The organism is Butyrivibrio fibrisolvens, from assembly GCF_037113525.1.
GTDB lineage: Bacteria > Bacillota > Clostridia > Lachnospirales > Lachnospiraceae > Butyrivibrio > Butyrivibrio fibrisolvens.
In genome coordinates this window covers 4,318,295-4,341,856 of the sequence record NZ_CP146963.1, presented here as the reverse complement: position 1 = coordinate 4,341,856, position 23,562 = coordinate 4,318,295, and the positions used below count along the sequence as shown (strand labels likewise).

The 23,562-nt window shown below is 41.6% G+C and carries 19 protein-coding genes, 5 tRNA genes and 3 rRNA genes; 21 read left to right on the top strand and 6 right to left on the bottom strand.

Features of this window, described 5'->3' with window-relative positions; genetic code table 11:
* The first annotated feature begins 16 nt into the window (after positions 1 to 16).
* Genes WAA20_RS18515 through WAA20_RS18505 form a run of 3 tightly spaced genes read left to right on the top strand, consistent with a single transcriptional unit; the run spans position 17 to position 2,941 of the window.
* Positions 17 to 637: an ABC transporter ATP-binding protein gene (locus WAA20_RS18515; RefSeq protein ID WP_073390399.1), complete on the top strand. Its 621-nt coding sequence runs from the start codon at positions 17 to 19 to the stop codon at positions 635 to 637.
* 4 nt (positions 638 to 641) lie between these two features.
* The gene (locus tag WAA20_RS18510; protein ID WP_073390400.1) at positions 642 to 1,871 is read left to right on the top strand and encodes an ABC transporter permease; all 1,230 of its coding nucleotides are present in this window, start codon (positions 642 to 644) and stop codon (positions 1,869 to 1,871) included.
* Positions 1,844 to 2,941, top strand: a complete 1,098-nt coding sequence (locus tag WAA20_RS18505; RefSeq protein WP_073390402.1) for a hypothetical protein — start codon at positions 1,844 to 1,846, stop codon at positions 2,939 to 2,941. Before WAA20_RS18510 ends, WAA20_RS18505 begins: the two co-directional genes overlap by 28 nt.
* Before the next feature lie 4 nt (positions 2,942 to 2,945).
* Here the strand turns inward: WAA20_RS18505 and WAA20_RS18500 are convergent, their stop codons facing one another.
* Positions 2,946 to 3,935 (bottom strand): biotin--[acetyl-CoA-carboxylase] ligase, encoded by a 990-nt coding sequence (locus WAA20_RS18500; protein WP_073390404.1) that lies wholly within the window; start codon positions 3,933 to 3,935, stop codon positions 2,946 to 2,948.
* A 291-nt stretch (positions 3,936 to 4,226) separates the two neighbouring features.
* On the opposite strand from WAA20_RS18500, the gene WAA20_RS18495 reads away from it, so the two are divergent.
* The 11 genes from WAA20_RS18495 to WAA20_RS18445 all read left to right on the top strand — a co-directional run bounded on the left by WAA20_RS18495 (position 4,227) and on the right by WAA20_RS18445 (position 14,175).
* Positions 4,227 to 5,714 carry a hypothetical protein gene (locus WAA20_RS18495; RefSeq protein WP_073390406.1) on the top strand — a complete coding sequence of 496 codons (1,488 nt, stop codon included), beginning with the start codon at positions 4,227 to 4,229 and terminating at the stop codon, positions 5,712 to 5,714.
* 221 nt (positions 5,715 to 5,935) lie between these two features.
* On the top strand, positions 5,936 to 7,129 hold the full coding sequence (locus WAA20_RS18490) for a pyridoxal phosphate-dependent aminotransferase (RefSeq protein ID WP_073390409.1): 1,194 nt from the start codon (positions 5,936 to 5,938) through the stop codon (positions 7,127 to 7,129).
* An 85-nt stretch (positions 7,130 to 7,214) separates the two neighbouring features.
* Entirely contained in the window at positions 7,215 to 8,048 is an 834-nt protein-coding gene (locus WAA20_RS18485) for an undecaprenyl-diphosphate phosphatase (protein WP_073390411.1), read from the top strand.
* A gap of 722 nt (positions 8,049 to 8,770) precedes the next feature.
* Positions 8,771 to 10,315, top strand: a 16S ribosomal RNA gene (locus WAA20_RS18480).
* 83 nt (positions 10,316 to 10,398) lie between these two features.
* A 5S ribosomal RNA gene (gene rrf / locus WAA20_RS18475) occupies positions 10,399 to 10,516 on the top strand.
* Positions 10,517 to 10,520: 4 nt separating this feature from the next.
* Positions 10,521 to 10,594: transfer RNA gene (locus WAA20_RS18470), tRNA-Ile, on the top strand.
* An 18-nt stretch (positions 10,595 to 10,612) separates the two neighbouring features.
* Positions 10,613 to 10,685 (top strand) — tRNA-Ala (locus WAA20_RS18465).
* Positions 10,686 to 10,936: 251 nt separating this feature from the next.
* Positions 10,937 to 13,852, top strand: a 23S ribosomal RNA gene (locus tag WAA20_RS18460).
* The 16S, 23S and 5S rRNA genes sit together here with 5 tRNA genes alongside, the layout of an rRNA operon.
* Before the next feature lie 51 nt (positions 13,853 to 13,903).
* Positions 13,904 to 13,976 (top strand) — tRNA-Asn (locus WAA20_RS18455).
* Positions 13,977 to 14,019: 43 nt separating this feature from the next.
* A tRNA-Glu gene (locus WAA20_RS18450) sits at positions 14,020 to 14,091 on the top strand.
* 13 nt (positions 14,092 to 14,104) lie between these two features.
* A tRNA-Cys gene (locus WAA20_RS18445) sits at positions 14,105 to 14,175 on the top strand.
* Between the two features lie 82 nt (positions 14,176 to 14,257).
* Here the strand turns inward: WAA20_RS18445 and WAA20_RS18440 are convergent.
* Complete coding sequence (locus WAA20_RS18440; RefSeq protein WP_073386643.1) at positions 14,258 to 15,655, bottom strand: MATE family efflux transporter; 1,398 nt, start codon at positions 15,653 to 15,655, stop codon at positions 14,258 to 14,260.
* Positions 15,656 to 16,033: 378 nt separating this feature from the next.
* On the opposite strand from WAA20_RS18440, the gene WAA20_RS18435 reads away from it, so the two are divergent.
* From WAA20_RS18435 to rpsR, 7 genes are all read left to right on the top strand, one after another.
* A complete protein-coding gene (locus WAA20_RS18435) occupies positions 16,034 to 16,708 on the top strand; it encodes a hypothetical protein (RefSeq protein ID WP_022759699.1) in 675 nt (224 codons plus the stop codon).
* A gap of 118 nt (positions 16,709 to 16,826) precedes the next feature.
* Complete coding sequence (locus WAA20_RS18430) at positions 16,827 to 17,771, top strand: S1 RNA-binding domain-containing protein (RefSeq protein ID WP_073386641.1); 945 nt, start codon at positions 16,827 to 16,829, stop codon at positions 17,769 to 17,771.
* 78 nt (positions 17,772 to 17,849) lie between these two features.
* The gene (locus WAA20_RS18425; RefSeq protein ID WP_022759697.1) at positions 17,850 to 18,572 is read left to right on the top strand and encodes an NAD-dependent protein deacylase; all 723 of its coding nucleotides are present in this window, start codon (positions 17,850 to 17,852) and stop codon (positions 18,570 to 18,572) included.
* 33 nt (positions 18,573 to 18,605) lie between these two features.
* Positions 18,606 to 18,788, top strand: a complete 183-nt coding sequence (locus WAA20_RS18420; RefSeq protein ID WP_022759696.1) for a DUF951 domain-containing protein — start codon at positions 18,606 to 18,608, stop codon at positions 18,786 to 18,788.
* A gap of 192 nt (positions 18,789 to 18,980) precedes the next feature.
* Positions 18,981 to 19,271, top strand: coding sequence for a 30S ribosomal protein S6 (rpsF, locus tag WAA20_RS18415; protein WP_022759695.1), 291 nt, complete (start codon positions 18,981 to 18,983; stop codon positions 19,269 to 19,271).
* A gap of 17 nt (positions 19,272 to 19,288) precedes the next feature.
* On the top strand, positions 19,289 to 19,738 hold the full coding sequence (locus WAA20_RS18410) for a single-stranded DNA-binding protein (RefSeq protein ID WP_073386640.1): 450 nt from the start codon (positions 19,289 to 19,291) through the stop codon (positions 19,736 to 19,738).
* 46 nt (positions 19,739 to 19,784) lie between these two features.
* Positions 19,785 to 20,042, top strand: coding sequence for a 30S ribosomal protein S18 (gene rpsR, locus WAA20_RS18405; protein WP_022759693.1), 258 nt, complete (start codon positions 19,785 to 19,787; stop codon positions 20,040 to 20,042).
* 89 nt (positions 20,043 to 20,131) lie between these two features.
* Here rpsR and WAA20_RS18400 read toward each other — a convergent pair whose 3' ends face one another.
* From WAA20_RS18400 to WAA20_RS18385, 4 genes are all read right to left on the bottom strand, one after another.
* On the bottom strand, positions 20,132 to 21,355 hold the full coding sequence (locus WAA20_RS18400; RefSeq protein WP_073386638.1) for a hypothetical protein: 1,224 nt from the start codon (positions 21,353 to 21,355) through the stop codon (positions 20,132 to 20,134).
* A 3-nt stretch (positions 21,356 to 21,358) separates the two neighbouring features.
* Positions 21,359 to 22,231, bottom strand: coding sequence for an ABC transporter ATP-binding protein (locus tag WAA20_RS18395; RefSeq protein ID WP_073386637.1), 873 nt, complete (start codon positions 22,229 to 22,231; stop codon positions 21,359 to 21,361).
* Between the two features lie 10 nt (positions 22,232 to 22,241).
* Positions 22,242 to 22,619, bottom strand: a complete 378-nt coding sequence (locus WAA20_RS18390) for a hypothetical protein (RefSeq protein WP_167562687.1) — start codon at positions 22,617 to 22,619, stop codon at positions 22,242 to 22,244.
* A gap of 388 nt (positions 22,620 to 23,007) precedes the next feature.
* Positions 23,008 to 23,538, bottom strand: coding sequence for an RNA polymerase sigma factor (locus tag WAA20_RS18385; RefSeq protein ID WP_073386634.1), 531 nt, complete (start codon positions 23,536 to 23,538; stop codon positions 23,008 to 23,010).
* Between the last annotated feature and the right edge of the window lie 24 nt (positions 23,539 to 23,562).

The window sequence follows — 23,562 nt, the reverse complement described above, 5'->3', positions numbered from 1 at the left end:
GCAGTTGGAGGAGAATATGCTTGAAGTAAGGGATATAACAAGAGCATATGGTAAAAATAAAGTTTTAAAAGGAATATCTTTTGATGCCGCACCCGGTGACCAGATAGCTATCATCGGAAGAAACGGAAGCGGCAAATCTACTTTTCTAAGAATTCTCGCCGGGATCGATAAGCCTGCAGGAGGCACGATTTCTTTCTGGGGCCATAGAGCCGATAAGGAGAAGTCAGTCTTTAGACAGTTCACAGGTTATCTTCCGCAGGATAATCCACTTCTTGATGAACTGAATGTTCAGGACAATATAAGTCTTTGGAGCGGTAAGGGAGGAAGGCCGCAAGAGGATCTTGTCAGAGAATTTTACCTTGATGATATTTTGAAAAAGAAAGTTTCGCAGCTTTCAGGCGGCATGAAAAGAAGAGTTGCGATCGCCTGCGCCTGTGTCGGCAATCCTCCTGTACTTATTATGGATGAGCCTACCGCTTCGCTTGATATATATTACAAAAAAGAGATACGTACCTGGATGCAAAAATTCAGACAGGGCAACGGTATTATTGTTGTAGCCACACATGACGAACTTGAAATGAATGACAGTACAAAGGTATTCAGTATGGAAAACGGCGTACTTACAAAGAGACGATAAGCTAATGAAAAAAAGTTACCTGCTTCAGTATATACGAATTGAATATAAGCGCATGCTGTCAAGCTTTGGTCACATGCTTTTTTCCATCCTGCTTATGGCTCTTATCATCGGCATAGGAACAGCCGGGATTGGCTTTGTCATGACACATCTGACAGACTATGAAAAGGCGACCGTGGCGATGGTTCTTCCTGAGGGAGATGAGGGCAGTACATTAAAGTCCCTGTCTTCTCTTATTGAGATGCAGGATAGTGTAAGTGACATTGCAAACTTTACTTATCTGTCTGAAGATGAAGCCAGAGCTGGTATAAAAGATGGAAGTATTCAGGCTGCGATAATCTTAGGAGATACATTTATAAATGACGTTATGACAGGTATCAATACACCTGCGATAGTCCTTCTTCCTTCTGATACAGAGCTTAATACCGATGTCTTCCATGAGGAAGTCAGAAATGGCGTCTCACTTATTAGAACAGGAGAAGCCGGGATTTATGCTGCAACCGATACGTGGATAAACGGTTATTCCATGGTCATTTCAAGAAGTGATATGGAGAATCTTCTTACAGATCTTTTTACCAGAAATGCTCTTGATAGAAACAGTGTTATAAGAGACTCTTTGGTATCTGCGTTTGGAGAAGAGAGCATACTTCAGTACTATATTGCATCCGGTTTTGCCCTTATCCTTCTCTTTTTCGGTCTCATATTCGGGAATATGTATGCGGGCAATGATATCACTGTGAGAAAAAAGCTTCGTATCAACGGAATAGGTCCTGTTATTGCCGGGATGATCAGACTTTTGGTGATGACGACTATTGTTTTTGCTATATCAATATGTATGATATGTATTCTTATGATATATACAAAAACGGCGGGATCTTTTGCGGCGCTATATTTTGAAGCATCGATGATTCCAGGGCTTTTGCTCCTTTCATTTTCTCTTGGAGGATTTTTCCATTTTATATATTCACTTTCTGATATCGAAGCGCAAAACGCAATGATTCTGATACTTGTGGCAATCCTTATGGCTTTTTCATCAGGATGCATTTTCCCCATGGCTTTTTTGCCTGATGTATTTCAAAAGATTGGAAACTTCATGCCGCTTAGAATATGGAGAACAGGATTATCACAGATCCTTTTTTCATATCCGGATCCGGCTAATAGCATACTCCTTTTTGTGATAGGACTTATTTTCGGAACAGGAGGTATTATATGTCAGATAAGAAAAATGCACTCCTGAGAAGAGATAATATGTGGTTCGTCCTTCTTTTTAAAAGGCAGCTCCTACGTCCATTTTTGTGGGTGATCGCACTGTTTATGGCTTTATCTGTGATGGCAGTTCATTTTGTCACTGCGCCTTCAGCCAATAATAAAAGAGTTCTTTTGTATAGTGAAAACAGCGGTGAAAGCGCATATAGCTATGGAAGTAAACTTATAGACAGCCTGATCACAGCCTCGGATAAAGAGGATACTATTTTTGAGTTTGAGCTTGCAGATACTTATGAAGAGCTGATAGAAGCAGTAACAAGTGGAAGCGCAGAATGCGGCTTTGTTCTTACAGATGATTTTGATGAAAAAATAGCTCTTTGCGACACAGATGAGCTCATTGAATACGTTGCATCAAATTATACGACCAAGGGTGAAGTTGCCAAAGAAACTGTTTTTTCAGAATTCTTTGAGATATATGGAAGAATACTTATAGATAGTAAGAGAGCAGAGATTTACGGGTCAGATGATGAGGAATTAAGAGACTTCCTTTTGGCCGAGTATGACAGACTCCTTTTAGGAGATGAAGTTTTTAATGCGGACTATCAGACAGTGGAAGGCGTACGTGCTACATCTGATGAAAAGAAGATGCAGCCTGTCAGAGGTCTTGTGATGATACTTATCACCATGGCTCTTTTACTTAATGGTAGTGAAAAATTCTATGGAACAGCCAGCACAGTTTCGAGAGCTCTTTCTTTTAAAGAAAGGACGCGCTTTGAGATCCTTTTGTATATCGCAGGGGTCATCGTACCGGCAGCAGTAGGATTTGTTCTGGTAAGAATACTCGATCCATCTATAGGATTTTTTGCAGATATTTTCTTATTTGTGATCTTTTCATTTATTGCCGTGATGTGGACGTATCTGTTTGGCAAGCTTGTGAATAACGGAATAAGCTATATGGCGTGGATATCAACGCTGCTTATAGCTCAGCTCGTGATATGCCCTGTGTGGCAGGATGTATCAGATTATGTTCCTTCACTTAAGATCGTATCGTATCTGTTTCCTGCAGGCGCGTACCTTAGGATAATAGAACTGTTGTTTTAATGAATCAGAATACTTTTCTGACACTGCCTTTTCCAGGTTCTAAATGATAGTCACTGACATTTTCATAGTTGATGACCAGTCTGCATTTATCATCTATGGAAGTAATATGCGCATGGTATTCTTTTTTGTCTATCTCAATAAGAATATCCTTGCCAATTATAAGAGAATACGATCTATAGTCATTAAGGAAACCGTCGTGGTTTCCTTTTTTGAATTCTTCATAATATTCAAAAAAGTGATTAATAAATCCAGCTGTTATCCTGCTTCCAGCATCAAAAGTATAGTCTTCAAACAGCGCCCCTGCGATTTCGGACAGCTCTTTTGGAAAGCCATCCTTTGGGGGATAGAGATTAACACCGCATCCAGTAACACAGAAGTCAAGGCTTCCGCTTTCAAGATCGAGCGCCCCTTCAGTAAGGATGCCGCATATTTTTTTATCATTAAGGAAAAGATCATTCACCCATTTGATACCAACCTCTTTTCCCGAAACTTCCCTTAAGGATCTGCACATGGCAGCAGCTCCCATGCAGGTGATAAAGCCGGTATCCTGCAAAGACAAGTTTTCCGGCCTAAGGAGGAGACTTAAGTAAATGCCTGAGCCTGCAGGAGAATAGAAGCTATGTCCCTTATGACCACGTCCCATGCTTTGCTGCCTTGAAATGATAACAAGACCTTCTTTTGCCCCTGTAAGAGCCATTTTATAAACAGCGGAATTGGTGGATTCAGTTTCTTTAAGGATCTGAATATCAATACTGTTTTGGGGAATCGTAAGGTATCCTCTGATCTTGTCTTCGTCAAATACGTCATTGTTGTCACGAAGGCTGTATCCTTTGTTGGTCACTGCATCTATCAGATATCCTTCCTTTTGGAGAGTTTTGATATTCTTCCAGATTCCGGCGCGGGATATTCCGATAGACGTTGCCAGTTCTTCTCCTGAAACATAGGAGCCTTTATTATTGTCTAAAACTTCCAGGATCTTTTCTTTTGCAGACATGGATCATTCCTTCTTTCTTCATGGGACCTTACATCATTTTATGATAGCAAAATGGGATTAAAAAAACCATTTACAGATGTCTAAAGCGTTTTATCAGATAAAAATGACGTTTCGTCGAAGGTAATTGAATTGTAATACAAAGTATTATAGAATGGTTTTCGTGACATCTTTAGAAATTGATTGTATTGAAATGGGGGATTTCAAGAAGTTTCTTCTGTATCGTGATTTCAATACTTCAAATATTTAACATCATTGGCATTTTATTTCAAATCACAATTCAGGAGGGATATTATGAGATTTGATCCGATGACAGGCCAGCCTATTCCAGAAGGAAATGAGCAGCCAAAATTTGATCCGGCTACAGGTCAGCCGGTACAGCAGCCACAGAACGGACCAGCGTTTAATCCTATGACAGGACAGCCATTCAGCCAGACACCTTATCAGGGACAGTCTTTTGGAACAACACCAGAGAAGCCTAAGAAAAAGACAGGTCTTTTCCTTGGAATTGGAGCAGTTGCTATAATAGCTGTTCTTGTTATCTTCCTTGTTGTTAAGGTAGCAGGAATGTTTGGTTCACCGGCAACTAAGATCGAGAGAGCACTTGCTAATACTCTCAAGCAGTCAAGCGTAATTGATACATCTGTTCTTCAGGATTCTGCTGATGATCTTCAGGTAGATGTAGAGCTTAATGGTAAGGTTAGCGGCGTAAAGGTAGATGCAAGTTTAAGCTATGCCAAGACTAAAAAGGAAACGTCTGTATCCGGAGAACTTGGTGCAAGCGTGATTTCAACTCGCTTTAACTTCTATATGAACCAGTCAAAAGTTTGCTTCGATCTGAAGGGACTTGATAACCCGGTTTATTATGATTTTACAGAAGAGAAAGATGGCGATCTTGAAGATCTTATGGGCGGAGACGTTACATTTGATCAGATCGATGCCGTTCTTAAGGCTTTTGCTGATTCAGAAAGCCTTGTAAAGGACTTTGAGAAGGCTAACTCAAAAGCACTTGCAACTCTTGAGTTTGAAAAAGCTGACAAAGAAGAGTTCGAAGTTAACGGTAAAGATGTAAAGTGCATCGGATATACAACTACACTTGACAAGGACTCTGTTGAGGCAATGCTTGAAGAGTATAAGACAGCTCTTGAATCACACGAAGATCTTGTAGACCTTCTTGAGGAGGTTACAGGAACAGATCTTGAAGATATGTTTGACCAGATCACAGATAGTATGGATAAGAGCTCAAAGATGGATATTACATTCTATCTTTACAAAGACCAGATCGCTGCTATCGTTCTTGAGCCTAAGGGTGAAAGTAAGGTACAGATTCTCTTTGAAGGCGGAAGCTATCCTGCACAGAACATGAAAGTTAAGTACGGCAAAGAGACTATTTACGAAGTAAAAGGTGAAGAGAAAGACGGTAAGATCACTCAGGAAGTATATACTAACGGTACAAAGACTTCTGAGATGGAGTACGACAAGGAATCCGGTAAGATCTCAATCTCTTATAGCGATGAATACGGATACGACTCTTTCACTCTTTCAGGTACATATGAAAAGGTTAAGGGCGGATTCAAGCTTGAGTTTGATGATATTGAAATTGATTCATATTCATATTCATATTATGAAATCGAAGATTTCACATTAACAATTCAGGCAACTAAAGGTGCTAAGATCGAGAAGATCGAAATTGATGACGATGCTTTAGATCTTGGTAATGCTGATGAAGACGAGCTTGAAGAATTTGCTGAAGATGTTGAATCTTTATTTAGCGGATTCTGATCAGATCTTTATATAGGTTAAAATAGATCAACTTATCCCTTTCGGTAAGATTATGGATTTATCCTAAATCTTTCCGGGAGGGATTTTGTTTTGCAAATATGTTAATATAAGTCTGTTGTGTATTTTTATAAATATAATCATTTTCAGGATCTGGTCTTATCAAGGTGTAAGGGGAGAAGGCCGGGAATGAATTAGTTATTTAGGGTGAGGAGGTTCCACAAATGATCAATCAAGAATTTAAAGCTATGCTTGGCGCTAAAAACGTAATCAGAAACCTGGCTGAATATGCATCTGCCAGAGGCAAAGAGATCGGATATGAAAATGTATTTGATTTTTCTCTTGGTAATCCGTCCGTACCTGCTCCGCAGGAATTCACAGATACAATGATACAGATGCTTAAGGATGAGAATCCAATGAAGCTTCATGGTTATAGCCCCACACTTGGAGATCCTTCATACAAAGAAGCTATTGCAGCGTCTTTAAATAAAAGATTCGGTATGAGCTATACAGCGAATCATATCTTCCCTACAACTGGTGCTGCAGGCGCTATTTCACATGCTGTAAGAGCGGTGACAAAGCCTGGCGATACAGTTCTTACTATCGCACCTTTTTTCCCTGAATATAAACCATATATTGAAGGTGCAGGATGCACTTTAAAGGTTGTTCCTGCTAATACCGAGACTTTCCAGATCAACACTGAGGCTTTTGAAGAAATGCTTACAAGTGATGTAATGGCAGTTCTTATAAATACTCCTAACAATCCATCAGGAATAGCATATTCTACACAGACTCTTAAATATCTTGCAGATACTATGACTAAAAAGGCAGCAGAATTCGGCCATCCTATATATCTTCTTTCTGATGAGCCATACAGGGAGATCATATTCAAGGATGCAGATGCACCATACGTATCTAAGTTCTATAAGAATACCCTTTCCTGCTATTCCTTCTCAAAGGCACTGTCACTTCCGGGAGAAAGAATCGGATATGTAGCAGTTAATCCTGAAGCAGATGACGCAGAGTTCATAGTTCCTATGTGCGGCCAGATATCAAGAGGCATCGGTCATAACTGCCCACCATCCATAATTCAGCAGGCAGTAGGCAAGGTGTGCGATCTTACATCTGATCTTTCAGTATATGAGACCAACATGAACATAATATATGACACACTTGTAGACATAGGATTTACAGTTGTAAAGCCGGGCGGAACCTTCTATATTCTTCCAAAAGCTCTTGAAAAAGATTCTGTAGCATTCTGTAATAAGGCAAAAGATTATGACCTTATATTGGTTCCTGCTGACAATTTCGGTGCTCCCGGATTCTTCAGAATGGCATATTGCATAGATACTGAGAAGGTTGAGCGCGCTATGCCAAGACTTCGTCAGTTTGCAAAAGAAGTGTATGGAATTGGCTGAATGTAGTGAATCACGAATGGCGAACTGATGTTATTTGTGATCAGAAATAATTCGAATTATATATGAATAAATAGAGAGGTTTAAAATGCTGGATATAATTAAGGCAGTTTTATATGGAATAGTTGAAGGAATTACAGAGTGGCTTCCGGTAAGTTCTACAGGCCATATGATCCTTTTGGATGAATTTGTAAAAATGAACGTTTCAGAAGACTTCTGGAATATGTTCCTTGTTGTAATTCAGCTTGGAGCTATACTTGCCGTTGTAATCCTTTACTGGAATCAGATATTCCCATGGGATTTTAGTAAAGAGGCAAGGAAAGAGCATAGAGTTAACAGAAAAGATGTATGGATTTTATGGGCCAAGATCCTTGTGGCGTGCATCCCTGCTGCTATAGTGGGCGTCCTTTTTGACGACTGGCTTGATGAACATCTCTACAACGGATATGTCGTTGCAACCATGCTTATCATCTTCGGTATTCTTTTCATTATTATAGAAAATAAGAATAAGGGAAAAGAACCTGTTATTAAGACTCTGGAAGAAATTGATTTTAAGACAGCACTTATCATAGGTGTATTCCAGCTTATAGCAGCTATCTTCCCAGGTACATCCAGAAGTGGTTCAACAATAGTAGGATCACTTATGATCGGTGTATCAAGAACAGCTGCAGCCCAGTTTACATTCCTTCTTGCAATCCCTGTAATGTTCGGCGCAAGTCTTCTTAAGCTTGTAAAGTTCGGACTTGCATTCAGTTCATCAGAGATTGCGATCCTTGTAACTGGAATGGTAGTAGCTTTTGTTGTATCAATAATCGTTATCAAGTTCCTTATGGGTTATATTAGAAAGCATGACTTCAAAGTATTTGGATGGTACAGAATAATACTTGGTGTAGTGGTACTTGCTTACTTCTTCTTAAAATAATGAGGTAGGTGTCAAAAGTTCCTTTTGACACCTTATGACTAACGGATTGTTCCGTTTCTTCGAAACTCTCACAATCCTAAAACATGAGCAAATCCGCACTACGTGCTACTTTGCTCATGTTTTGCGGGTCATAAATTCATATTCGATTTCGAGCAAGCTCGAATCGAAATGACTTTTGACCCTTACGTCAAATAATAAAAAGCAATATAGATAAAAGAATTATTACGAAAGAAAATGTCGGTGGATCTTTGTTTTGATGCCACCGACATTTTTAAATCTGAAATTTAATATTAAAAACGATGTAAACAAAAGTTTTTGAAAAAATTTTGATTTTTTTCAAAAAAGATGTTGCATTCAACTTAAGTGGATGCTATACTAAAAAACGCCCGCTTGAGAGAAGCTTTACTCTTCTAGAAAGCGAGAAAATAATTTAAAAAAGTTCTTGACAAGCCGATGACAACGAGTTAAGATATAACACGTTGCGGCGGACAAGCCAAGACGCAGTGTTTCTGAAAGAAACACCAAGCACTTTGACAACTTAACAGTAATGCAACCCTGAAAATTCCAGTTCTTCTTTTTTAAGAAGAACAGAATGTTCAGAAGAACAAAAACCAAAAGTAAATTTTTGATGGTTTAGCCACCATCAAGCTGTTAGAAATAACAGTGGAGCAGAATTATTCTGATTTAAGTCAGTGTAAGTCTGAACCGGAAAGAACAAACATTAAAGTGAGAGTTCGATCCTGGCTCAGGATGAACGCTGGCGGCGTGCCTAACACATGCAAGTCGAACGGAGTTATTCGCTGATGAAGCTTCGGCAGAATCTTGAATAACTTAGTGGCGGACGGGTGAGTAACGCGTGGGTAACCTGCCTCATACAGGGGGATAGCAGTTGGAAACGACTGATAACACCGCATAAGCGCACAGTGTCGCATGACACAGTGTGAAAATATTTATAGGTATGAGATGGACCCGCGTCTGATTAGCTAGTTGGTGAGGTAACGGCCCACCAAGGCGACGATCAGTAGCCGGCCTGAGAGGGCGGACGGCCACATTGGGACTGAGACACGGCCCAAACTCCTACGGGAGGCAGCAGTGGGGGATATTGCACAATGGGCGAAAGCCTGATGCAGCGACGCCGCGTGAGTGAAGAAGTATTTCGGTATGTAAAGCTCTATCAGCAGGGAAGAAAGACCTCGTAAGAGGGGATGACGGTACCTGAGTAAGAAGCCCCGGCTAACTACGTGCCAGCAGCCGCGGTAATACGTAGGGGGCAAGCGTTATCCGGATTTACTGGGTGTAAAGGGAGCGTAGACGGTGTATCAAGTCTGAAGTGAAACCCCACGGCTCAACCGTGGGCTTGCTTTGGAAACTGGTAGACTAGAGTACTGGAGAGGTAAGCGGAATTCCTGGTGTAGTAGTGAAATGCGTAGATATCAGGAAGAACATCAGTGGCGAAGGCGGCTTACTGGACAGCAACTGACGTTGAGGCTCGAAGGCGTGGGGAGCAAACAGGATTAGATACCCTGGTAGTCCACGCAGTAAACGATGAATACTAGGTGTTGGGAGACATAGTCTTTCAGTGCCGGCGCTAACGCAATAAGTATTCCACCTGGGGAGTACGTTCGCAAGAATGAAACTCAAAGGAATTGACGGGGACCCGCACAAGCGGTGGAGCATGTGGTTTAATTCGAAGCAACGCGAAGAACCTTACCAAATCTTGAGATCCAGATGAATGATGGGTAATGCCATCAGTCCTTCGGGACATCTGAGACAGGTGGTGCATGGTTGTCGTCAGCTCGTGTCGTGAGATGTTGGGTCAAGTCCCGCAACGAGCGCAACCCTTGTCCATAGTAGCCAGCAGTAAGATGGGCACTCTATGGAGACTGCCAGGGATAACCTGGAGGAAGGTGGGGATGACGTCAAATCATCATGCCCCTTATGATTTGGGCCACACACGTGCTACAATGTCGTAACAAAGGGAAGCAACCCTGCGAAGGTGAGCAAATCCCAAAAATAACGACCCAGTTCGGACTGTAGGCTGCAACCCGCCTGCACGAAGCTGGAATCGCTAGTAATCGCAGATCAGAATGCTGCGGTGAATACGTTCCCGGGTCTTGTACACACCGCCCGTCACACCATGGGAGTCGGAAATGCCCAAAGTCAGTGGCCTAACCGCAAGGAGGGAGCTGCCTAAGGCAGGTCGGATAACTGGGGTGAAGTCGTAACAAGGTAGCCGTAGGAGAACCTGCGGCTGGATCACCTCCTTTCTAAGGAAAATAAAGAAGGAAGAAGTAGGGAGTTGCATTACTGTTTAGTTGTTAAAGGCAATGAACCTTTAAAACAGAATATTTCTGGTGACGATGCGCTTCGGGGAAACACCCGTTCCCATCTCGAACACGACGGTTAAGACCTTAGCGGCCGAAAGTACTATACTGGTAACGGTATGGGAGGATAGGTGGTTGCCAGATTTATGGGATTATAGCTCAGCTGGTTAGAGCGCACGCCTGATAAGCGTGAGGTCGGTGGTTCGAGTCCACTTAATCCCATTAACGGAATTACCAAATGGGGGTGTAGCTCAGTTGGGAGAGCACCTGCCTTGCAAGCAGGGGGTCAAGAGTTCGAATCTCTCCATCTCCATTCGAGATAGTAATCTATCTCATATTGTTCCTTGAAAACCGAATACTGAAATATAGATTATATCTAGTCATTCCAAATGATTAAGATATGTTCTATGTCCAAACCAAAATCAAGACATCAAAAAGGTGAATTTATTCATCAATTAAAAACCATTTCGTAAGAAATGGGCACTGACTATAACATATCGCTGTGTTATAGATCAGAAGAGAATCCAGAATGATCGAAAGATCAGGACTGATTCCTACGTAACTGGTTAAGTTATGTAGGGCGCAGGGCGGATGCCTTGGCACTAAGAGCCGATGAAAGACGTGATAAGCTGCGAAAAGCTGCGGGGAGAGGCAAATACTTCATGATCCGCAGATATCTGAATGGGGCAACCTAACTAGGAAACACCTAGTTGACCTTAACTGAATCCATAGGTTAAGGCCGGGAACCCGGTGAACTGAAACATCTAAGTAGCCGGAGGAAGAGAAAACAAAAGTGATTCCGTAAGTAGCGGCGAGCGAACGCGGAAGAGCCCAAACCAGAGAGCTTGCTTTCTGGGGTTCGGACTGTATAATCGATTCAAGTCTGCTAACAGAAAGGTCCTGGAAAGACCTGCCAGAGAACGTGAAAGCCGTGTATGTGAAAGTGGATAAGACGAGACAGTATCCAGAGTAGGACGAGACACGTGAAACCTTGTCTGAATGAGCGGGGACCACCCCGTAAGGCTAAATACTACTTAGTGACCGATAGCGCATAGTACCGTGAGGGAAAGGTGAAAAGGACCCCGGGAGGGGAGTGAAAGAGAACCTGAAACCCTGTGCCTGCAAGCTGCGAAAGCTCTATATACGAGTGATCGCGTACTTTTTGTAGAACGGTCCGGCGAGTTATGTGTACCGGCAAGGTTAAGTATCTAAGATACGTAAGCCGAAGGGAAACCAAGTGTGAATAGTGCGACTAGTCAGTATACATAGACCCGAAACCGGGTGATCTATCCATGGACAGGATGAAGCGGCCGTAAAAGGCTGTGGAGGTCCGAACGCACATCCGTTGAAAAGGGTGGCGATGAGCTGTGGATAGGGGAGAAATTCCAATCGAACTCGGAGATAGCTGGTTCTCCCCGAAATAGCTTTAGGGCTAGCCCTGTAGCGTGCCTGTTGGAGGTAGAGCACTGAATATCCGCGGGGGCTTCACCGCTTACCAAAGATTATCAAACTGCGAATGCCAGTCAGGTTTAGCACAGGAGTCAGACTGCACGAGATAAGTTGGGCAGTCAAAAGGGAAACAGCCCAGATCTACGGCTAAGGTCCCAAAGTACGTGTTAAGTGGAAAAGGATGTGGGATTTCATAGACAGCTAGGATGTTGGCTCAGAAGCAGCCATCCATTCAAAGAGTGCGTAATAGCTCACTAGCCGAGAGGTCCTGCGCCGAAAATTACCGGGGCTAAAACACGACACCGAAGCCTAGGGATTGCTTGTATCTACGGGTATAAGCGATCGGTAGGGGAGCATTCATAAGAGCGTTGAAACTGTACCGATAAGGAGCAGCGGAGCGTTATGAAGAGAGAATGCCGGAATGAGTAGCGAGATGAGGGTGAGAATCCCTCAGGCCGAATATCCAAGGATTCCAGGGTAAAGCTGATCTGCCCTGGGGAAGTCGGGGCCTAAGACGAGGCCGAAAGGCGTAGCCGATGGACAGCAGGTTGATATTCCTGCACCAGATATCATCAGAACTGTGGGGACACAGGTAACAGGGACAGCCCGGGAGAGCAGCCCGGGGCAAGCATGGCGCGAGGCCAGGGAGAAACCCCTTGGTAGGATCGTGCTGTGTGATGCGGAGCGAAATAAAGTAGTGAAGTGTCCGGAGGACCTGTCGAGAAAAGCCGCTATAGTGTGATATCTGCCCGTACCGTAAACCGACACAGGTGGATGAGGAGAGAATCCTAAGGCCGACGGAAGAAGCATTGCTAAGGAACTCGGCAAAATGTACCCGTAACTTCGGGATAAGGGTAGCCTTCATGTATGAGTACATGAAGGCCGCAGAGAAGAGGCTCAAGCAACTGTTTAGCAAAAACACAGGTCTATGCGAAACCGAAAGGTGAAGTATATGGGCTGACGCCTGCCCGGTGCTGGAAGGTTAAGAGGAGAGGTTAGAGCAATCGAAGCTTTGAATTTAAGCCCCAGTAAACGGCGGCCGTAACTATAACGGTCCTAAGGTAGCGAAATTCCTTGTCGGGTAAGTTCCGACCCGCACGAAAGGCGTAATGATTTGAGTACTGTCTCGGCAATGCATCCGGTGAAATTGAAGTGCCAGTGAAGATGCTGGCTACCCGCGCCAGGACGGAAAGACCCCATGGAGCTTTACTCCAGCTTGATACTGGGATCCGGTATTGTATGTACAGGATAGGTGGGAGGCTAAGAAGTGATGACGTCAGTTGTCATGGAGCCGCTGTTGGGATACCACCCTTACCGTACTGGATTTCTAACCATGGACCGTGAAACCGGTCCGGGGACAATGTCTGGCGGGGAGTTTGACTGGGGCGGTCGCCTCCGAAAGAGTATCGGAGGCGCTCAAAGGTTCCTTCAGGATGGACGGAAACCATCCGAAGAGTGCAAAGGCATAAGGGAGCCTGACTGTGACACCGACGGGTGGAACAGGTACGAAAGTAGGACTTAGTGATCCGGTGGCAGAACGTGGGATTGCCATCGCTCAACGGATAAAAGCTACCCTGGGGATAACAGGCTTATCACTCCCAAGAGTTCACATCGACGGAGTGGTTTGGCACCTCGATGTCGGCTCATCACATCCTGGGGCTGTAGCAGGTCCCAAGGGTTGGGCTGTTCGCCCATTAAAGTGGTACGCGAGCTGGGTTCAGAACGTCGTGAGACAGTTCGGTCCCTATCCGGCGCGGGCGTAGGATATCTGAGAGGAGCTGTCCTTAGTACGAGAGGACCGGGATGGACGGACCGCTGGTGTATCTGCTGCGAAGGCAATCGCATAAGGCAGGGTAGCCAAGTCTGGCAGGGATAAACGCTGAAGGCATCTAAGCGTGAAGCCCCCCTCAAGATGAGATATCCCCACGCAAGTGGTAAGACCCCTTGGAGAGTACGAGGTTGATAGGCACAAGGTGTAAGAGTGGTAACATTCTCAGCTGATGTGTACTAATAGGTCGAGGACTTAACCAAAAGTCAAGAAAGTTTGGAGATTCAGTGTTCGGTTTTGAGGGAACAATACATTCCTCAATAGCTCAGTCGGTAGAGCATTCGGCTGTTAACCGAAGTGTCGTAGGTTCGAGTCCTACTTGGGGAGCTACAGTTAAATAACTGTTTATTCGCCGAACGGCGAAGAGCGAGGCCCCTTGGTCAAGCGGTTAAGACATCGCCCTTTCACGGCGGTAACAGCAGTTCGAACCTGCTAGGGGTCATTTTTAAATATCTGGTGACATAGCCAAGTGGTAAGGCATAGGTCTGCAACACCTTGAGCGTCGGTTCAAATCCGTCTGTCACCTCTCAAGAATCCATTCGATGGATTCTTTTTTTTGCTATAAAATAAAAGAAATCCGTACTTGGTACGGATTTCTTATTTTAGTTTTATAAGAATCTGTTCATTTTTGATTTCCACTTTCCGGATAAATACTGATAAGAGAATAATACGAATAGGAGTATATTATGTCCTATCATGCATGCCCAGGCGCTTATGAGCCCTAGGCCAAATAATTTAGTGCATATAAAGGTTCCAATTATTCTGATACACCACATTCCCATTACGTTATAAATAAAGGGCGCCACTGTATTTCCAAGTCCCTGCATCATGCCCTCTATGATGATCGGAACGCCGTAGAATGGCTCAGAAACAGCTACCATTCTAAGAACTATTGTAGCAAGTGATATAACATTTGAGTCTGATGTAAATAACTTTACAAGTATTGGAGCAAATATAAAAAGCAAACTTCCTGATATGACCATTAGCCCAACTTCAAGAGGAAGTACAGTTCTGGATAATACAGTAAGCTTTTTATTGTCTTTAGCACCGTAGGCATTACCTGCAAGCGTTGCTGCAGATGTCTGCATTCCCCAGCCTGGTATATAGAAGGCCGATTCTACGGTATTCGCTATAGTATGTGCTGCTGTAGCGGTTTCTCCAATAGCATTGATCATGGAGGCAAATACTACGTAACCAAGTGATGTAGCAAACCTTTGCAACATATTAGGTAAAGCTACTTTCATTACAGAGCTAAGAATTGTAGTATCAGGTCGTATATTCTGACCTTTTGGAGAGATTAGTGTATGAGCATAGAACTTATAGGTTATTGCGAGTCCGCCCCAGATATAAGCTATTGCACTGGCAAGTGCAGCGCCTCTTATATTTAGTCCTGCACCTGGAATCGTAATGACATGGCTTCCTATATTGATAGCTCTGGTCTCGTATATGAGTAGGAAGTTAAGGATAACATTTAAAAGGTTAACCTGAATTCCTATATGCATAGGAGTCTTAGTATCGCCGGCTGCTCGAAGTACTGTTCCGAATATGATACTGGCAGTTCTAAATAGCATCGGGGCATACAAAATTCCGAAATAAGCTGCCGCATCTTTTTGAATGACTGGATCAACCTGCATCCATACAGGTACAAGATTTTTGATAAGCTGCAAAAGTAGTGTAAAGAACATACCCGTTACTATTACAATAAATACGGATTGTGCTGCAGCCTTTCTTGCCCTGTTATTATCTCCTGCACCAAGCGACTGTGCTATGTAAGCAAGAAAGCCTACTCCGAGAGCGGAGATAGTACTTCCTATAAGCCAGTTAAAGGTACTGGTTGCTCCTACAGATGCAGTAGCATGAGTGCCCAGAACACCAACCATTGCAGTATCTATGTACTGGACTGCCGTTTGCATGAACTGCTCAAGCATTGTTGGCCAGGCAAGTGCGAAGATAATAGGCAGCATTTGCCTGGAAGTGTATTCTTTTGGTTTATTATTTGTATTCATAGTCTATTATTGGTTTATTATCTAATGTGTACTCCTTTTGTCTTACTACTTATCCTTCATATATGTGAGAGTTTCGAAGAAACGGAACAATCCGTTAGTCATAAGGTGTCAAAAGGAACTTTTGACACCTACCTCATTTTATGGACTTAATCCTATGATGTAGATATGAAGTATAAGCTAATCATATAGTTGATTATAATTAATGCAAATACCATTATATGATATAATTGCGCAAAATTTAAGAGCTTATTTAATTTTGTTGTGGATTAGTATAGTAATAGAATTTGTATAATACGGCATTCTTAAATTATTAAGCAGGGATTATATGATATACTTGAATACGACATAGAAGTGCATCATAAGGGAGTTTTAAAGGTAATGCTAAGTTTAAGTCTGAGACATATTTCAGAAGTCTTTCTTTACGAATATTATATGAATCCCGATGAATATGAGATATCTAAGGATGATCTGGCTCGTCCCCATTTGGATAAGGCAGGAGACTTGTTGTCTCAGCAGAAAAATAATGAGGCCCTTCAGGAATATCTGGCTGCAAATATGGAGAATCCTGTAAGCTTTGAAGCTGTATCGGGGATCATTATTTGTTGTAAGCGTCTTGGTGATATCGAAGGAGAATATAAGTATACACAGGAGATGTACAAGCTATGCTGCACAAGAGCTGAGCTTGCAACCTATTACAGGAACCTTGGCTGGTACTACCTTGAAAAATATAAACCGGATCTTTCTGCTGCACTTTATAGATACAGTACCTTTTTCCAGGAGGGACAGGCTGCAGAAGAGGAGATAAAGTATCTTGAATCAGCTCTGAATAAGCCCATGGGCAAGGAGTCTCCTGAGCAGATTCAGAAGATGCTTGAAGATAACAAGATTCCAACAGGTCCATCAAATATCACACTGGCTCTTTTGATAAAGGCAGGAGAGGAAGCGGAGCAAAACGGTAATTATATGCAGGCAAGAGACTGCTATATGATGGTTTATGACCTCACGGAAGATGAAGAGGTTGGGTTAAAGATAAATAGGATAAGCCAGGATTAAAGATAATAGATAAGATATTAGTCAGTGCTAATAAAGATTCCATATATCAAAAATATATATGGTGTCAGAATAATTTTATGATAAAAGAATAAATAATGGCAGGAAGGTAAAAAGGGTTATGGAAGAAAAGAATGTTAATGAAGTAACAGAAAATCAGAAAGTGGAATCCATGGAGGACTATGCTGATGTAATTGAAAGATCCTTCAGAAAGCTCGAAGTTGGAGATGTAGTAGAAGGAGTAGTTTCAGGTGTAGAAGAGACTAAGGTTACAGTTGATCTTGACTACTATGCACCAGGAATCATCATGCTTGAAGATCTGTCAGACGATCCTCATTTTTCCATAAGAAATGATATTCATGCAGGCGATAAGATCTCAGCAACTATTAAGCGCATGGATGATGGAAGAGGTAACATTCTTCTTTCCAAGAAAGAGGCTAATAAGGTAATAGCATGGGATAGGTTAAAAGAGCTTCTTGAATCAGGCGAAGTTGTAAGCGTTAAGATTTCTGAAGCAGTTAAAGCGGGCGTTGTAGCTTATCTTGAAGGCGTACGTGCTTTCATACCTGCATCAAAGCTTGCTCTTTCATTTGTAGAAGACAGCGACCTTGAAAGCTATGTTGGAAAGACTATCGACGTTCAGGTAATAACAGCTGATAAGGAAGATAGCAAGCTTGTTCTTTCTGCAAAGGAGATCTTAAGGAAAAAAGCTGATGAAGAAAGAATGACCAAGGTTTCAAATGTTGAAGTCGGACTTGTAACAGAAGGAACAGTAGAAAGTCTTCAGAACTATGGAGCTTTCATTGATCTTGGAAACGGCCTTTCAGGACTTGTACATATATCTCAGATAGCAAATCAGAGAATATCTCATCCAAGTTCAGTTCTTAAGGTTGGACAGAAGGTCAAGGTTAAAGTCATTGCTATAAAGGACGGTAAGCTGTCACTTTCAATGAAGGCGCTTGATGATGTTATGGCTAAAGAGATCACAGAAGAAGAGATAGAGTATAAGAGTGAAGGCGAAGCTACAACAACTCTTGCTGACCTTCTTAAGAAAGCCGGATTCTAATAGGATTATCAGATAATTATTTTTATTGAACCTCATTGAAGAATACATAAGTTCTTTTTTCAGGGAAAGGAGTTCTGTATGGATGAAGCTATTGAGAAGTTAAAAGAGATTATCAGAGAAACCGATAACATAGTTTTCTTCGGCGGCGCAGGTGTATCAACAGAAAGCGGTATTCCTGATTTCAGAAGTCAGGACGGACTTTATAATCAGAAATATAAATATCCGCCGGAACAGATCGTAAGTCATACTTTCCTTACAAGAAAGCCTGAAGAATTCTATGAATTCTATAAAGACAGGATGATCTATAAAAGTGCAAAGCCTAACAAGGCTCATTTAAAGCTTGCACAGTGGGAGAAAGAGGGAAAGCTTAAGGCTGTTGTAACCCAGAATATAGACGGGCTTCATCAGGCGGCAGGCTCTAAGAATGTCCTGGAGCTTCACGGAAGCACACTTAGGAACTACTGTCTTAAGTGTGGCAAAAAATATGATATAGATTATGTCATTAATTCTGAGACAACAATTCCTTACTGCGAATGCGGCGGTATGGTAAGACCTGACGTAGTCCTGTATGAAGAAGGCCTTGATATGAACGTTATAGAGCAGGCTGTATCTTTTATCTCAAATGCAGATGTTCTTATAATAGGCGGAACGTCCCTTGCGGTATATCCTGCAGCGGGTCTTATAGATTATTACAGGGGCGATAAGCTTGTCGTAGTCAATAAATCGGCTACGCCAAGAGATTCTCAGGCGGATCTTCTGGTACAGGGAAGCATAGGAGAGGTATTCGACCAGCTTCCTTGAGAATAATAAAAAAATAAATTTAAGAGGATAAATATGCAGATTGAAGTAGGAGACATAGTTACTCTTAAGAAAAAACATCCATGCGGCTCCTTTGATTGGGAGGTGTTGCGAAGCGGAGCAGATTTCAGGCTTAAATGCGTGGGATGCTCGCATCAGATAATGATCGCAAGGACTGCATTGGAAAAAAATGTAAAAGCGATAAAGCATAAAGATTAAATAGTATTTTCTGACAATTTGATCTTTTGAATGAAAAAAGCAATTTGGCGTTAAAAAACTTGCAAATATGGGTTGTTCATGCTATTATGGAGTTCCGTGATATAATTTCCTTGCTTCTGCTGCAGCATTTTATATGTATCACACGCTGCACATGCAGGCGGAAGCCAGAGACCAAAAGGAGGTAACAACAGCATGAACAAGTACGAATTAGCCGTTGTTGTCAGCGCAAATGTTGATGATGAAGCAAAGACAAAAGCCGTTGACAAGTGTAAGGCACTGATCGAGCGTTTCGGAGGCACAGTTACGAACGTAGACGATTGGGGTAAGAAGAAGCTTGCTTATGAGATTCAGAAGCAGACTGAAGGTTTCTACTACTTCATTCAGTTCGACGCTGAGGCAACAGTTCCAGCTGAGCTCGAGTCACGTGTTCGCATTGTGGACAACGTCATCAGATACTTATGCGTTAGAAACGACGAGGCATAAGAAAGAGGACAAGACAGATGAATAAAGTTATACTTATGGGACGTTTAACAAGAGATCCGGATGTAAGATATAGTCAGGGAGAGAATCCACTTGCAATCGCAAGATATACACTGGCTGTTGATCGCAGATTCGCAAGAAGAGATAGCGGTGACGGACAGCAGACTGCAGATTTTATTTCTTGTAAAGCATTTGGTAAAGCTGGTGAATTTGCTGAAAAGTATTTTCACAAGGGAACCAAGATCTGTGTTACAGGAAGAATTGAAACTGGTTCTTACACTAACAAGGATGGCGTCAAAGTATACACTACAGAAGTCGTTGTAGAAGATCAGGAGTTCGCAGAGAGTAAGAATAGCAGCCAGGGAGATTTCTCTCAGCCAGCATCATCTGGATCTGCAGCACCTGTAGCGGCAGCTGATGGTTTCATGAATATTCCTGATGGAATTGATGAAGAACTGCCGTTCAACTAATGGTCAGCAGTTTAAGCTGACTAGAATTTGATAGGAGGCAAACCAAATGGCTTTCAATAAAGAAAGATCCGAAGCACCTCGTAGAAAAGGTGGCATGCACAGAAGAAAGAAAGTTTGCGTATTCTGTGGTAAGGATCATGCAATTGATTTTAAAGATGCAGCAACACTTAAGAAGTACGTTTCCGAGAGCGGAAAGATTCTTCCTAGAAGAATCACAGGAAACTGCGCTAAGCACCAGAGAGAGATCACTGTTGCTATCAAGCGTGCTAGACATCTTGCAATTATGCCATACGTAGCAGACTAATAGTCAGCAATAAGGTATATAATTCAAAGACACTTTTTAGAAGAGATTCTAAGAAGTGTCTTTTTTCTTGCAATCGATATTTATAGAGATTATGATATGTGATTTCTTATAGTCATAATAATCCAAAAAGGTATTTCTATAATAGCAAAGAACATAACTAGGTAAGGGGTCCATATGGCTAATGACCCAATATTAAGAAATTTGAAATCTATTATGTCTAACAGAATAGAATTTTGCAGACCAATTCCACCAGATGGAAAGAGAGCCTTTACATAATCGGCTATATTATTTGGTAATATCCAACCAAGTATAATAGGCATCATAAATGCTGTTAATGAAAGAATAAGTGAAACCATATTCTTTGAAGCGCATGAAGATATAAAAAGAGATAAGCATGCACATGAGATTATCATTGTTGTCCCACATATAGCCAATAACAACATTAGCTTGCCAATGTTTAGATTTATCAAATTTATAACAGAGAATAATATCTGAATGGATGTTTGCATTCCATTTGAACCCCATATAGCAAGAGTGGTAGCTCCCCATGTAGAAAGGCTTAGAATACACATTCCGATAGTTATTATAAGGGATGATGAAATCTTTATAATTGCAAGCTTTCGTCTTCCGTATCTTGTACAGCGTAAAATATCATATGCTCCAGTTTGATGATCAGTCGAGAATGTTGGAGCAACAATTACTATACAACATAGAGAAATAATAAGAATAAGCAACTCCTCATAATCAACTACAGTTGAATCAGCTCCTACATAGTATTGGTAAGGTGTGTTGACCTTTTCGAACATTTTTATAGCAGTTTCTTGAGCCGCAGGATATTGCTTTTGTTCCAACATCATATTATTTTGCAAATGTTTAGATATAGATGAGTAGAATTCATCTATATTCTCAACATCAAGTGTGTTAAGGTTAGCACCTAATCCGTTTTCTGGACCATATGCTTCCTTTATTCTCCAAAACAGGAATTCATATTTGGCAGTTTCTACTTTTCCTTCTGTTGGAAGAGAATACTCACTGTCGACGCCGTACTTTCTGGTCACTTCTTGATAAGATTTGACCGCTGCTTTTATGTCTTCATGTTCTATAGGCCCTTCTATATCGTTTCGGATTTCTTTCATGGTGCGAAGTGCATCAAAGCCTGACAGGTATTCTTTATCGCCTGAGGGGTTAACGCAATTATAAAAAGATATAGGAACATAGGCCATAAGCAAAGAAAAAAACACGGCCATCATAATCATACATACCGTAAGTCTACTCTTAAGTATTCTTTTTGTTTCCAACCATAAAAGTCTCATCTGTCATTCCTCCTTGTTTCCAAACAGCCACATGTAAAGATCCTCTAAGCGAGGTGAGACGTTTGATGCGTTGTTTATGGTCTGGGTATCGCTAATAAAGCGTATCTCTGTACGATCGGAGCTGACATTCTTAAGATTGATTATTTGCAGGGTCTTTTCCAATTCTTTAATATCTCTATTGTCAACAGTACATTCCCATACTTTTCCATCCATTTCTTTGACCAAAGTATCTGTACTGCCATCTCTGATGATTTTGCCATCTTTCATAATTACCTGTCTGGTTGCTATGTATTCAACATCAGATACTATATGTGTTGATATCAGAACAATTCTATCTTGCGAAAACTCTGATAGTAGCTGACGAAACTTGTTTCGTTCTCCCGGATCAAGACCCGCTGTAGGTTCATCCAGAATCAGTATTTCAGGATTATTCAAAAGAGCCTGAGCTATTCCGACTCTTCGTCGCATGCCGCCGGATAACTTTCGGATCATTTTTCTCCGCACATCAGTAAGTGTCATCTGCTCCAAAAGAGAGTCTATTTTTCTTTTGCTGTCGGCTTTTGTAAGACCTTTTAGAGCTGCCATATAGTCTAGGTAATCTATTACAGTAAACTCGGGATAAAATCCAAATTCCTGTGGGAGATATCCGAAAATATTTCGGTATTCAGAGTCAAGAACAGTGATTGGAACACCATCATATGTTATGTTTCCGGTATCTGGTTTTATTATGTCAGCAATCATTCTCATTAATGTTGTTTTTCCTGCGCCGTTTGCGCCAAGGAGTCCGGTTATACCTTTTTCAATGTTCAGCGAAACATCATTGACAGCAACCTTGTCTGAGTATTTTTTTGTTATATCACGTACACTTAATTCCATTACCGTCTCCTCATTTAGCAAGATTAAGCTCTCTATAGCTTTCTGAATAAACAATGTCTTTTAGAGTCTGGATCAGCGCAATAACAAGGAATGCCATTATGATGAGCAGTATTATTTTTCCTGATATGGACTCCCAAGGGTAGAACTTAACGAACAGCTCAATGGCTGTTATGGATATGGCATATAGTATTCCATATATCCAAAATGCGTTATCGGCATGATAATGTGAAAGTACAAAGAGCGTGATCGACTTCATAAGAAGGAATGGAAACATCCCATATATCAATGCAGATACTGTATGCAGGTCAAAAATAAAAACGGCAATATAAAGTCCGCTTGTGAGCATGATTAAATCACCTATGCCTATGACAAACAGCTTTATCAACATTTGCCTTCCATATGAGAGATAAGTAGACATCTCTGTTTCTTGCATTTTGTAAACAATAGAGCGATGGATAAAGGGAATCGTTATAAATGGTATGGATGCAGAGATGATGCAGAGACCTCTTATTGAGGCCAGCGGAATGCTGATCAGCCCCTGACCACCAATACTGACAAAAAGTCGAAGCATAGCTATTAGGCACAGCCCCTGAACCAGCCATATTTTCCAACCAATATATTTAATTAGACGGAGAGCTATTTTGATTATTGAATCGCTATGGGAGCTGGAGGAGATTGAATAACCCTTTACAGTATCAGATATAGCCTTATATAAGTCTTGATCATTAATGTCAGGTAAAGATGTATTAAAACTGTTTATTATCTGATCAGATAGTTTATTCATGTGATCTGGGCTCCTTTCCGGTATGCTGTTCAATTTTCTTCAAAGAACGTCTGATTTCGGTCTGCACTGTACGAAGTTTGCTACCTGTGACTTCAGCAATTTCCCTGAATGACAGATCCTGACCAAATCTGAGAATGACTAGTTCTTTCTGCCTGTCATTTAGAGGAACTAGAAATTTCTCAAAATCCAGAGTGTCTTCTGACTGTTTAAAACCTGATTCCTCATAAATTATTTCAGGTATATGCTCGCTGGGCTGCTCTGTTTTCTTCTTTTGATAGTCAATACAGGTATTTAGGGCTATCTTGTACAAAAATGCCCGGAATGTTCCGATATTCTTATAAGCGTTAAGAAATCGAATTGCTTTATAAAACGTCTCCTGAGTTATATCTTCAGCCTGCTCTTTATTCTTTATATGCCAAAAACAATACTTGTATATTTCAAGATAGTAGCTTCTGATAAGATCATTCAACGCGGACAAATCGCCTTCTTTTGCAGCTTTTATATGTCGCTGTTCCTGGTTCAAGAAAAGGGTTCCTCCAGTCTGTAG

Bases quoted from the DNA above. Each gene is read 5' to 3' on its own strand.
- WAA20_RS18430 (WP_073386641.1), top strand. From the start codon at position 16,827: ATGGAAGAAAAGAATGTTAATGAAGTAACAGAAAATCAGAAAGTGGAA.
- rpsF (WP_022759695.1), top strand. From the start codon at position 18,981: ATGAACAAGTACGAATTAGCCGTTGTTGTCAGCGCAAATGTTGATGAT.
- WAA20_RS18390 (WP_167562687.1), bottom strand. From the start codon at position 22,619: ATGTTGATAAAGCTGTTTGTCATAGGCATAGGTGATTTAATCATGCTC.
- WAA20_RS18505 (WP_073390402.1), top strand. From the start codon at position 1,844: ATGTCAGATAAGAAAAATGCACTCCTGAGAAGAGATAATATGTGGTTC.
- WAA20_RS18435 (WP_022759699.1), top strand. From the start codon at position 16,034: ATGCTAAGTTTAAGTCTGAGACATATTTCAGAAGTCTTTCTTTACGAA.
- WAA20_RS18420 (WP_022759696.1), top strand. From the start codon at position 18,606: ATGCAGATTGAAGTAGGAGACATAGTTACTCTTAAGAAAAAACATCCA.
- WAA20_RS18490 (WP_073390409.1), top strand. From the start codon at position 5,936: ATGATCAATCAAGAATTTAAAGCTATGCTTGGCGCTAAAAACGTAATC.
- WAA20_RS18425 (WP_022759697.1), top strand. From the start codon at position 17,850: ATGGATGAAGCTATTGAGAAGTTAAAAGAGATTATCAGAGAAACCGAT.
- WAA20_RS18440 (WP_073386643.1), bottom strand. From the start codon at position 15,655: ATGAATACAAATAATAAACCAAAAGAATACACTTCCAGGCAAATGCTG.
- WAA20_RS18495 (WP_073390406.1), top strand. From the start codon at position 4,227: ATGAGATTTGATCCGATGACAGGCCAGCCTATTCCAGAAGGAAATGAG.
- WAA20_RS18410 (WP_073386640.1), top strand. From the start codon at position 19,289: ATGAATAAAGTTATACTTATGGGACGTTTAACAAGAGATCCGGATGTA.
- WAA20_RS18395 (WP_073386637.1), bottom strand. From the start codon at position 22,231: ATGGAATTAAGTGTACGTGATATAACAAAAAAATACTCAGACAAGGTT.
- rpsR (WP_022759693.1), top strand. From the start codon at position 19,785: ATGGCTTTCAATAAAGAAAGATCCGAAGCACCTCGTAGAAAAGGTGGC.
- WAA20_RS18400 (WP_073386638.1), bottom strand. From the start codon at position 21,355: ATGAGACTTTTATGGTTGGAAACAAAAAGAATACTTAAGAGTAGACTT.
- WAA20_RS18485 (WP_073390411.1), top strand. From the start codon at position 7,215: ATGCTGGATATAATTAAGGCAGTTTTATATGGAATAGTTGAAGGAATT.
- WAA20_RS18515 (WP_073390399.1), top strand. From the start codon at position 17: ATGCTTGAAGTAAGGGATATAACAAGAGCATATGGTAAAAATAAAGTT.
- WAA20_RS18500 (WP_073390404.1), bottom strand. From the start codon at position 3,935: ATGTCTGCAAAAGAAAAGATCCTGGAAGTTTTAGACAATAATAAAGGC.
- WAA20_RS18510 (WP_073390400.1), top strand. From the start codon at position 642: ATGAAAAAAAGTTACCTGCTTCAGTATATACGAATTGAATATAAGCGC.